We start from the raw sequence: 11890 nt of genomic DNA, 5'->3' as shown, positions 1-11890 counted from the left end.
CTAAAAAAGAATTAAAAAATGACTATAACATGCATAGCTTTTTTATTTTTGCCGAATATAAAGTGTATAAAAGTTTATCTAAAAAGTTTGATCTTTCTAATAACATGATTAGTGCTGGATTAACTCTGGGTTTTTAAAACGATTTATAAAAATTATTGTAAGCCTGTTTGCTTGCCCTACTGCCTATCTAAATTTTTAATTTTTTCTGTATAAATTTGCTTTTTGCTGTCGTATTTTGAAAGTAAAGACTCGTATTGAAAAAACAGTTCATTTAAAACTTTTTGTTGGCTAGCAATACTTTTTCCTAAACTTTGTATTTGTTTCGCTTTTTCAATTCTTGAAACAGAAGCATCTAGCGAAGAGCTTGCATTTAACTTTAGACTTTCTTTTTCTAAATTTTTTTCTTTTTCTGCAATATTTTTTTCTAAAACATCTAATTGCTTTTTTATAGGTCGTAAAATATGGTTTTTTTCTTTTACTAAATCTTCTCTACTTTGAAACTTTTTATTTATTGTACTGTCGTCAGTGCTGTCGTTTGTGCTGGCGTTATTCAAAGCCTCTAAATTGCGTTTTTTCTTTGCTGTTTTTGTAGAAGAGCCTGCTTCTTCGTCCCAGCCCCATTTATCTAAAAACTCTTGATAAGTTCCGTCAAAAAATTGCACTCCGCTTTTTTGAAAAATAATAATTTTATTAGCTAACCTATGAAGTAAAGCTTCACTATGAGTAACTAAAACCACTGCTCCTTCATAAACACTAAGTTCATTACTTAAAATTTCTACCGACTCCATATCTAAATGATTGGTAGGCTCGTCTAATAATAATAAATTAGTTGGGTAAGCTAAAATTTTTCCCAACAACACTCGGCTTCTTTCTCCTCCAGATAATACTTTAATTTTTTTATCTGATAAATCGCCTTCAAACATCATGCTTCCACAAATATTATGAACCTGAGTAATACTTAAGCTTGCATTGCAAGAAGCCACCTCTTCTTTAATACTGGCATTTACATTTAAACGCCCAATATTAGTTTGTCCAAAATGTCCTTTTTTTACCAAATTGTGCGACTGCAAACTTCCAGAGTCTGGTTTTAGTTCTTCTGCAAGAACATTTAATAAAGTGGATTTTCCTTTACCGTTTTTTCCAATAATAGCAATTCTGTCATTAGGCTGAATAGTAAAACTTAAGTTGCTAAATAAACGGTCTTCTTCTTTTTTTGTATAAGAAAAACTAAGGTCTTTTGCCTGTAACAATATTTTTGCAGGACAATTTTGATACTGAAACCGTAGCCCCATACTTTTTTCTATCATTAGCTTATCAAAACTATCCATTTTATCTAATTGCTTCATTCTGGATTGCGCCTGAACCGCCTTAGAAGCTTTCGCCTTAAAACGAGAAATAAAACCTTCTATTTGTTTGCGTTTTTTTTCTTGATTTACTCTAGTTTGTTCATAAATTCTATCTTCCTCTTCTACCTTTTCATAATATTTAGAAGTATTGCCTTTAATTTTTTTAACGCCTGTTCTTTTAATGCCCATAATGTGGGTTGCCACAGAATCCATAAAATCTCTATCGTGGGTGATGATAATTACCTCTCCAGGAAAGGTTTTTAAAAAAAACTTTAACCACCTTAGGCTAACAATATCTAAATAGTTGGTGGGTTCGTCTAATAATAGCAAATGAGGATTTTTTAATAACGCCTTTACTAAATTAATTCTAATTTGGTACCCCCCAGAAAAAGTAGAGGGGTGCTTTTGCATATCTTTTTCTTCGAAACCTAAACCAAAAAGTAATTTTTCTGCTTTGTAATAATCGTAATGCTCTTCTTCTGGCAAAACTTGCATACATTCGTCTATAACACTGTTTTTAGAAAATTGAATATGCTGTTCTAAATTTCCAATTGTATAGTTTTTAGGAATAGAAATTTCACCAGAATCATAGTCTATTTTATTTAATAAAATATTAAATAAAGTGGATTTGCCACTTCCGTTTTTCCCCACTAACCCTAGCTTCTCCCCTTTGGACAAAGTAAAACAAACATCGCTAAGAAGCTGGATAGAGGCAAAGCTTTTGTTTAGTTGGCTAACCTGAATCATTTTAGTATTTTTTGTGCCTCTAGTTTATCTTTTGGATCAACATACAACCTTATCATATACCTACTTTGGGCGTATTTTTGAAAAATATCTGTGCACTCTTCAATAGGAACCGCCTTAACCTCGGCGTTCTTTTTAGATTTTATAAATATAGGGTAAAATATTTCTGAATTTTTTACCTCTACATTATAGTAATTGCTCATTTTCATTTTAGAGTGTGAACGGATGTAGGTGATATTGTTGTCTTTTAAAATTTTCTCTGCCTTTGTAGCTTCTGCTTTTGGTTCGGCAGAGTTTAAAAAAGCGGAATGCCATTCTTTTACTTTGGCAAATTCTGTTTGCGTGCTAATTCGTTGAGCCCAAACATTTTTCGACTTTGCTAAAATTTGGTATAACCAAAAATCCGTGCATTTGTGGTATTCTTCTAATTTTGCAGGCAAAACAAATGGCGTTTCATCTTCTGCAAAGTACCGCCTTAGCATTTCATCATAAATCACAGACCTGTGATGGCAGTAAACCATTAAGTACATATTTTGACGAGACAATAAATAGTCATCAAACGAATATAAAGCTTTATGGTCTAAAGCCAAATACACCGCCCCTTCGTGTTGGTGCCAAGTCAGACGATTTAAAATCCATTCAAATTCAAACTCACCATACTTTGTACCACAATAATAAGCATCTCTTTGTAAGTAATCCATTCTGTCCATGTCTAATTCTGAGCTAACTAGTTGGCTTAAAATGGGCCGGTAATCTATGCCTTCATATATAAAAAAATCATTTTTAGGATTTAAATTTTTATTAATTAAACACGCTACATGAATGGCGTCACACTCAAAGTTTTCATTAATAATTTTTGTAAAATCGGATTGTAAAATAAATTTAAGGCTAAAATCTTCATGAGAAGCTTGTCTATCTTCTGCAAATTCGCTAGAAATGTCCGACATATTTAACTCTGATAAAGGGGGCATCACCACTTCGGCCACATGACTTAAAGGTCCGTGCCCTATGTCGTGCAACAGACCTGCTAAACGCACTGTTTTTTTTAATTTTTTCTTAAACACTTCATCACAAGGAGCATTTTTAAAAATAACATCAAAGGCTTTGGACACTAAATGACAAGTTCCTAGGGAGTGAATAAACCGACTATGGCTAGCTCCTGGAAAACTAAACTCCGTAAACCCCAGCTGTTTAATAAAGCGTAAACGGGAAAAAAAAGGATGTCTTAAAATTAAGTTCTCTTCACTACTCACTGCAATAAAACCGTGAAAAGGGTCTCGAATTTCTAACATATAAGCTATCTCCCTAAAACTATAGACCTTTTTAAAAACACAAAATAAGCCATGTCCCTACAGGCATTTAGTATAGTACTAGGTAGCTTATTTTACGCATTATGGCAAGTGACTCCCAAGGGCAAGAGTGGTAAATACTTTTTATAAATCGTGATATTTAAACACCAAAGGACTGTTATGCAAACTTACCTTAACCTTTTAGAAAAAGTATTAGCAGAAGGACAAGTAAAAACGGATCGCACACAAACGGGAACTTTAAGTTTGTTTGGTCATCAAATGCGCTTTGATTTAAAAAAAGGCTTTCCTTTACTGACTACAAAAAAATTACACCTACCTTCTATTATACACGAACTTTTATGGTTTTTGTCGGGAGATACCAACATAAAGTATTTAAAAGATAATTCTGTAAACATTTGGAACCCCTGGGCCGATGAAGAAGGCAATTTAGGACGAGTTTACGGGGCACAATGGCGCGATTGGAGAAATTCTAAAAACCAATCGGTGGATCAAATTACCAATGTTATTGAACAGATAAAAAACAACCCCGACTCTAGAAGACACTTAGTTGTGGCTTACAACCCTGGAGAAGTAAAAGACATGGCCCTTCCTCCTTGCCACGCTTTTTTTCAATTTTATGTTTTGGGAGGAGAGATTTCTTGCCAGCTTTACCAAAGAAGCTCTGATGTATTTTTAGGTTTACCTTTTAATATTGCCAGCTACGCCCTTTTAACTCATATGGTTGCTCAAGTTTGTGATTTACAAGCTAAAGAACTTGTTGTCAGCCTTGGTGATGCTCACCTTTATACTAACCATATTGAACAGGCCAAACTACAACTAAAAAGAGCCCCTAAGACTTTACCAAAGTTACACATTAACCCTGATGTTAAAGATATTTTTCAATTTAAATTTGCAGATTTTCGGATAGAAAACTATTTGCCAGAAGAAAGTATAAAAGCCCCTATATCTATTTAATTTTTTAAAAGAGAGCCGTATAAAAAAAAGCCTTTATGTTTTACATAAAGGCTTTTTACTATTTATAACTAAAACTAATTAGTTAGTTTTACTTTCCTGGGCATACTCCAGGGATAGGAAATATCTTACAAATCACTTCACAAAGTGCTGGGTCTCCAATAGGGCAACTTCCGCCACCTCCACCACCAGATCCTTCTTTTAATTCACCCACAGTAACATCTAAAGAACTTGCTGCGTTACCTTGAGCGTCTGTAACAGAAACTCTAGTTACACCATCTTTTACTGCAGTTAAAACACCTTTTTCATCAATAGTTGCTACTTTTGGATTAGAGCTTTCAAACTTCACATCAGAACTTGCAAAAACAGCGTGAAAGGCCTGCGTTTTTCCCACCGATAAAGTTTTTGTTGCAGGAGCTACAAACATTTTTTTGTTCACTAAGCTTTCCATAGCTGCACCCATATCAATGCGGCAGTTACAGGCAGTTTCAATGTCCACTTGAGCACCACTAACTTGAAGTAAAGAGCGCAGTTCTTCACCAGTTAATTTATCATTTTGTGATAACAATAAAGCCACAGCTCCAGCAACTAAAGGCGTCGCCATAGATGTTCCTGATAAGTTACCATATTTATTTCCTGGTAAAGTACTTATGATTTTTAAACCAGGAGCTGCAATATCCACTCTTCCGCGTCCGTAGTTAGACCATTGTGGTTTTTCATCTTTAGATCCACTAGCAGCAACCCCAATAACATTTGGAAATTTAGAGTTTACTGGGTAAAAACCAACTTTATCATTAGACTTACCACTGTTACCTGCGGCAGAAATAAAAATTAAACCCGCTTTATCTGCTCTTTCAATAGCTTCAATTAAAGCCTTAGCTTGTGCAGCACCCACTTGAGCACCCCAACTTGCAGAAATTACTTTTGCACCATTTTTAATAGCAAAATCAATAGATTTAATAGCAGCATCTAAATCTCCACCAGATCCACTAATAAAACGAAGAGGCATAATAGATACTAAAGGACTTGCTCCTAAAATTCCATTAGCAGCTGTTCCTGTTGCTCCAATAATCCCAGCACAATGTGTACCGTGACCTGGATTTTTGTCATCCACTGCAGTATCTGTTGGGTCGTCATCACCATCTAAGTAATCGTAACCATCAACAATGTTACTAGCTAAAGACTCGTGAGTTAGTTCTACCCCTGTATCAATAACAGCAACAATAACTTTTTTAGAACCTTTGTTTCCTGCTAATTCCCAGGCTTTTTCTGCATTAACTTTTTTAATAGCCCACTGATCGCGATTAGCTAAAGTTTTTACAATCTCTGAAGCTTTAGGACTAAATAATTTTATACGAAAATTTTTAACTACATATTCTACCGAGGGATCTTTATATAGTTTTATTAAAGCAGAAACTTCCGTACCATCTTTAATATCCACTTTAACTAAGTTTCCTGCTTCATGAAATCCTAGAACTTTCATTCCTTTTACTGTTTTAACAGAAAATAAATCATGACTAGTTTTTTTCTTTACTAAGTATTCTGCTGCTTGTGCCGAAAAAGAACCTGCTAGCAATAAGCTCAATATCATTTTTATCCGTAACACTAAAACCTCCGTTTTTTATTGTTATTAAGTCTAGTCCAACTAGACTCATACAAATCCTAGAAAAAAAACAATTGGATGTACAGCTAGGCTGAAGTTCATATTTTAAAAATTGATTATTTTCTTTAATGTTTGCCAAAAGAAAAAGTAATGCACTTTCCAGACCTTTAGGTAGAGTTTAGCGAAATTTAAGCGATTTATTTTAAAAAAAATGCTTTTCTATAAAACTTTTTTTTAAAAAAGCTAGCGATAAGCAAAAAATATTTCCTAAAGTCTAGTTTTTTAAATTTATTAGTATTTACACAAGGTGTTAAAGTTTTTTAGCTCGCATACAAAAAAAACGGTAAAAAAATTCTTTTTATTTTTTAAAAAAGGTAGTTAGTAATAGAAAGTATTAATGAAGAGGTGTTTTATTTTGCCGCTTTTGCAGGCTTGTCTTTAAATAGTTCGGCAGCGGTTAAAGTGCTACCTAATCGGCGCAATCGCCCTTTTCTTACCACTCCGCGAGTAGCTCGTTTTCTTTTTCGGATAGAGTCTGTTCTTCTTGATGCAGCTGCCATAGTGACTATTATATGAAGTTTTTTCTAAACTTTGTCAATAAGCAGCCTAGGAAAAACAGGAAAATTCAATACATTCTTAATTGCTGTGTCTCCAACAGGCGCTTAAGAAATGGGGACAATAAGGAGAACTCGAACTTGAAGAATCGCAAGGTGAAGAATTATCTACAGGGGGTTGATAGGCTACCTCTTTATTGGTTCTGTCGGCTAACGCAACCTCATCGTAACAAACATTATGAGTCGTTCTGTTCTCTGTGGAGCTTGCTTTTGTGTTTAATTGAAAAACTGCACATTTTTTATCATGATCGAATTTCCAAAACCCTGTGGAGCCCCATACATTTTCCATAGCCCGTTCTAAAAGTTTTGAAGGTTCTGAAGATATTGTCGAACCGCCAGAAGAAGTGGCACACCGCGCTCGATCTTTGTGCCTCATTACTTGGTAAGAACCACAGCTCCAACCCACAGAAGACTCTTTTGTTCCCACAGCATTTTTTACACGATATTCAGTAACCCTCACTAGCTTTCTTCTATCTTGCGGACTCTCCTCTCCCACAGCGTTAAAGCTTAGTGCAAACGACCGACCTGTACCATTACCACTGGCCTTAATAGGAATGGGGTTATTAGGGGCCGTGGCGGCATAAAGAGCAGTTAATCTACGCCTATTAGTGTGTAACTCATTTATAGCATCGAAAGAAGCACCTAAAAAAGACAGACCCCTTCTTCCCAAACTTTGCTCAAAATAAGAGTTGTTTAGGCCAGAATTTCCCTTCGCATAACGGAGGTAAGGATCGTCCTTTTTAAATTCTGCTAAATTTAATAATTGAGTTAAAACTTGAAAAGAACCGTACTGTCTATTAGGAAAAAGAACATGGTAATCTGTTCCCCGCGCGGCCACACCTCCTTCAACAGGCCATATCTGATTCAGTGAATTTGTATTAGACGAATTAGGGTCACTACCTCGTACACTTAACTGTATCGACCATTGTGCTTCACCGCTGCGGGAGTAAGACGCATTAAAACTATTTTCTCTTCTAAAAAATCTTTTCGCTGCTGTTAAGTCAGAATAGGCTGTGGCCTTTAAAAAATCAGAGGATAATTTTAATCCTGCCCCTGGGTTATAAGCCCCCACCTTAAAAGTAAAAAATGTGCCACGAGGATACTGCGACCCTCCCGCAGGGTTACTGCAAGACATATAGGCAATGGTATCAAATACAAACTCGTAAGGGTTGGCTGTTAAGTTGGCATTCACTATGGGCGAAGAAGGCACCGAACCGTCGGTGACGCCCCCTTTTTTGGGACTATCTTTGCACCCAGAAAGAAGCCATAGGCAAAAAAATACAAAAATAATCTTCATATATACTTATCGGACAAGATAAAGAAAAGTTTACAACTCACGCCTATGCTGGCATACATTATTTATGCATTTTTTATACCGTCGAAAGTCCAGTTGGTTGTTGGGTTTAATCGTATTGCTAATTAGCAGCACAACAAAAGCCTATGTTCCCTCGGTAAAAGGCTTAGCACAATTGGTTACCGCACAACACGGCAAGGGCATTTACCAAGTTCAACAAAAAGTTTTTTTTTCTGATAATAAATATACCCTTTATGAAACTTGGTACATTAAAGACAACCTAATTAAACTTAAAAGCTCTTATAAAAATACTTTTAGCGTTTACTCCACTAACAAAAAGCAAGTTTGGCAAGAATCGAAATATTTTATAGCTCCTGTTGGAGAGTATTTTTACCAAAACTTTTTTTTTAGCAAAAACTCTTCTCGTTTTTTTAAAGCCGCTAAAAAAATAAAACTAAGCGTAAGTAAATCTTTTAGCCACTTACTTCGCTATAACGGAAACCCGCAATACATTATTAATAATCTGTCTAATATTTCGCAAACAAAAGTTCCTGCAAAGTACGGACCAAATATTATTATTGATAATTTGCGATTTTATATTAAGCAAATTTTATTTAAAACTAATATTTTTTTACAAGCTTCTAATTACAAAAGGTATACAAAAGGGCTTTGGCTTCCAAAAAATATACAAGTTTTTTTTAACAAACAAAGCGTTACTATTTCAACAATCAAAGTTAAATCCATTAGCTCTTATCAATTTAATCAAGCAAAACCTAAAAACGAAACACCAAAAGAGGTGGCGGTCTTTAATAAAGGCTCTGACAGTTTGTTGTTTTTTTTAAAGCATTTTCGCTAAAAAAATATTATGTTTCTTTATCAAGTTGCCGTTTTTGCACCCTTAAAAAAACCCTTAACTTACTCTTATTTAACCAATGATATTTTGCCCGGCCAACTAGTTAGCGTGCCTTTGGGGAAGCGTTTAGTGCAGGGTTTAGTTATAAAAAAGGGCGTGGATAAAGACGGCGTGGATAAAGACGAAGCGGGTAAGGCCAAAGCGGTTACCCTAAAAGCCGAAAAAAAGGAAAAAGCAAATGCGGTGGCAGAAAAAAGTAAAAAAACATTTCCCATAAAATCTATAAAAGAAATTCACGAAATGGACTACCCCGTTACAGAACGCTATTTGCAATGGCTACTTTGGCTTTCTAACTACTACCTTCATCCCATTGGGTTAGTAAGCAAGCATGCCTTTCCTCCTCTAAAAGCTAGCACAAGAAAAAATAAAAAAAAATCTCCTACTCCACAAACCGCTTTACAAAAACCACCCGTACTTACTAGTGAACAAAAAAAAGTCATTGCCAATATAAAAAAACATACTGGCTTTAACACTCATTTACTTTTTGGAGTAACAGGGTCTGGAAAAACAGAAATTTATATGCAACTTATACAAGCTGTTGTAGAAGAAAAAAAACAAGTCTTATTATTGGTTCCAGAAATTTCACTAACTCCTCAACTAATACAAAGGTTTACTTCTCGATTTCCTAACCAAGTGGCTACTATTCATTCTCAATTAACACCAAGAGAAAAAACTAATCAGTGGCTGTCTATTAGCAATAAAGAAAAATCTATACTTATTGGAACTCGTTCTGCTTTATTTTGCGATATTCCTAATTTGGCCTATATTATAATCGACGAAGAACACGAGCAAAGTTTTAAACAAGAAGAAGGTTTAAGGTATCATGCTAGAGACGCTGCTATTGTTAGAGCCAAATTAAAAAATATTCCCATCCTGTTAGGCTCGGCCACCCCCAGTTTGGAAAGCTGGAAGCAGGCACAAGATAAAAAATATTTATTACATCAACTTCCCAATAGAATTTCTTCGCACCCACTGCCTACTGTAAATATATTAAATTTATGCAAAACTAACGAAGAAGTAGACATTAGTAAAAAACCAAAATTTTTTAGTAAAGATAAAAACATTCCCTTTTGGCTACATGCTAAATTGTTAGAAGCTATAAAAAATACTTTAGAAAAAAAAGAACAAATTGCTTTACTGCTTAATCGGAGAGGTTTTTCTTCGCAAGTGCTTTGTGGTCAATGCGGATATTCCCCCGAGTGCCCAAATTGCAGCATTCACTTAACACTACATAAAAAACAATATTTAGTTTGCCATCACTGTGAGTATTCGGAAAGTTTTAATCCATCTTGTGCTAAATGCTCATCACAAGAATTAAAACCAGTGGGCTTAGGAACAGAACAAGTAGAGCAAGATTTGCAACAGCTATTTCCACAAGCAAATGTTGCGCGAGCCGATAGAGATGAAATTACAAAAAGAGAAGATTACGAAAATTTAATTAAAAATATGGAAGAAAGAAAAATAGACATATTAATTGGTACACAAATGATTGCAAAAGGCTTAGATTTTCCTCACCTTAGCTTAGTTGGTGTTTTATTAGCGGACAGTAGTTTTTATTTTCCTGATTTTCGCAGCAATGAAAAAAGTTTTCAATTATTAGTGCAAATGAGTGGCCGCGCAGGAAGGGCCGAAAAAAAAGGTGAAGTTTTTATTCAAAGCTTTAACCCCGACCACCCTTGTTTAGATTTTGTTGCTACGCAAAATTATATCGACTTTACAAAGGCGGAATTAAAAAACAGAAAAGACTTTATGTACCCTCCTTTTAATAAAATTGCTTTAATAAAAGTACATAGCCTTAGTGAACATTCTTCTAACCAGTACGCAAAAAATTTAGTAAAGCTAGCTAATCAATGGATTAAGCAATATGCTTTTTACAAAAATATTGTTGTTAAAGGCCCCTCGCCGGCTACCTTATTTAAAGTACGCAATAAATACCGCTATCAAATTTTAATTAAATCTGATGATTACAAAATGCTAAATCACTTTTGCAAAGAGCTGCTAAACAATAAAATTAAAAAGCCTTCTAATATTAAGTGTGATGTTACTATCGACCCTATTAACTTTCTATAATCAACTTGCTTGCTTCTTGAAAAGAAGTCCACAAAGCGGGAACAGAAGTGCTAGGGTACACTTTAGAACTAATTGCAAAAAATAAATTTTTATTTTCTTTTTTACAAGCTTCGTTGATAACATTTTGGCTATCTAAAACTAATTTATTTTTTTTACCAGAAAAGCCTTTAAAAAATTTGTTAGAATACAAACTAGTTTCTACAATAACTTTTTCTTTAGAAGTTATTTCTAATAACTGAGGGCAAATGGTTTGTATTTTTTGTTTTAAATAATGTATCGCCTTTATAGATAGGTCGGTATTAAATTCAAAATCTTCGTAAGGAATAAAACAAGTCCAATAAGATTGGCCCTCTTTTACCCTTCCAACACAATGTTGAAAGTTTTTATTTTGAAAAATGTGTAAATCTTTTTTTTCTAAATCCTCTTTAAAAAGATCGGTGTTTTTAGGGTGCGTAAGCTTTAAATGTACAGCTGTATATAAAAAAGGTTTTAAAGATTTAGAAAAAGAAATTAATTCGGGGGCTAGGTTACAAAAGTTTTCTAAGTTTTGTAGAGAATTTAAAGAAATTAATTTTTTTGCAGTAATTTCTTTTTCCTCAGAAGAAACTTGCACTTTATAAAAAGAATTTTCTGCATTTTCTTTTTTAACTTGAACTAAGCCAAAGGTGTCTGGCTTACTTAAGGCTCTTTGTTGAGTAGTCCAGTCCATCATGGCATCTAAAGAAAGAACTTGGCTATCTTCTTCGTATGCTTTCCACAACGGCGATGCTTTTTGCTCTTTGTGAGGTAAAATATTTACCTTTAACTTACATTTGGAATCTATCAGCGTGCAATCTAAAGTGGATTCAAAATTAATTAAAGCCTGTTTTTGTTCTTCTGTGTTTTCTAAACCATAAAAAAATTCAAAATAATTTTCTTCATGATTAAACACCTCTAATAAAGCCACAGAAAAACCCTTGCTGTTTAAGTGTTTTTTTAAAGTCTGTGCTAAAAAATGAGTGCCAATTAAAGCCACATCATATGTTGTATTTGTCACAACTAACCT

Annotated in this window: 9 protein-coding genes; 3 read left to right on the top strand and 6 right to left on the bottom strand. The window is 34.3% G+C overall.

From position 1 onward, the window contains the following. Positions 1-176 precede the first annotated feature (176 nt). Together HAW63_05955 and HAW63_05950 are read right to left on the bottom strand one after the other, a co-directional pair. Complete coding sequence (locus tag HAW63_05955; GenBank protein MBE8163510.1) at positions 177-2093, bottom strand: ABC-F family ATP-binding cassette domain-containing protein; 1917 nt, start codon at positions 2091-2093, stop codon at positions 177-179. Continuing rightward, positions 2090-3382 (bottom strand): HD domain-containing protein, encoded by a 1293-nt coding sequence (locus tag HAW63_05950; GenBank protein MBE8163509.1) that lies wholly within the window; start codon positions 3380-3382, stop codon positions 2090-2092. The genes HAW63_05955 and HAW63_05950 overlap by 4 nt, the downstream gene beginning before the upstream one ends. A gap of 177 nt (positions 3383-3559) precedes the next feature. Here HAW63_05950 and HAW63_05945 point away from each other — a divergent pair, with 177 nt between their 5' ends. Beyond that, positions 3560-4354 (top strand): thymidylate synthase, encoded by a 795-nt coding sequence (locus HAW63_05945; GenBank protein ID MBE8163508.1) that lies wholly within the window; start codon positions 3560-3562, stop codon positions 4352-4354. A gap of 88 nt (positions 4355-4442) precedes the next feature. On the opposite strand, the gene HAW63_05940 is transcribed toward HAW63_05945, so the two are convergent. The 3 genes from HAW63_05940 to HAW63_05930 form a co-directional block, all read right to left on the bottom strand. Beyond that, entirely contained in the window at positions 4443-5942 is a 1500-nt protein-coding gene (locus tag HAW63_05940; protein MBE8163507.1) for a S8 family serine peptidase, read from the bottom strand. Between the two features lie 422 nt (positions 5943-6364). Further along, positions 6365-6514 (bottom strand): hypothetical protein, encoded by a 150-nt coding sequence (locus HAW63_05935; GenBank protein ID MBE8163506.1) that lies wholly within the window; start codon positions 6512-6514, stop codon positions 6365-6367. A gap of 76 nt (positions 6515-6590) precedes the next feature. Beyond that, the gene (locus HAW63_05930) at positions 6591-7865 is read right to left on the bottom strand and encodes a hypothetical protein (GenBank protein ID MBE8163505.1); all 1275 of its coding nucleotides are present in this window, start codon (positions 7863-7865) and stop codon (positions 6591-6593) included. Positions 7866-7929: 64 nt separating this feature from the next. Between HAW63_05930 and HAW63_05925 the strand changes: the two genes are divergently transcribed. Together HAW63_05925 and priA are read left to right on the top strand one after the other, a co-directional pair. Then, positions 7930-8718 (top strand): hypothetical protein, encoded by a 789-nt coding sequence (locus HAW63_05925; protein ID MBE8163504.1) that lies wholly within the window; start codon positions 7930-7932, stop codon positions 8716-8718. 9 nt (positions 8719-8727) lie between these two features. After that, positions 8728-10845 (top strand): primosomal protein N', encoded by a 2118-nt coding sequence (gene priA, locus HAW63_05920; protein ID MBE8163503.1) that lies wholly within the window; start codon positions 8728-8730, stop codon positions 10843-10845. Here priA and HAW63_05915 read toward each other — a convergent pair. After that, positions 10832-11881 (bottom strand): hypothetical protein, encoded by a 1050-nt coding sequence (locus tag HAW63_05915; protein MBE8163502.1) that lies wholly within the window; start codon positions 11879-11881, stop codon positions 10832-10834. The two genes, priA and HAW63_05915, sit on opposite strands and share 14 nt — an antisense overlap. Positions 11882-11890 lie beyond the last annotated feature (9 nt).

Source organism: Pseudobdellovibrionaceae bacterium (assembly GCA_015163855.1).
GTDB lineage: Bacteria > Bdellovibrionota > Bdellovibrionia > Bdellovibrionales > UBA1609 > JAAOIH01.
This window is presented reverse-complemented; position numbering and strand designations above follow the sequence as displayed.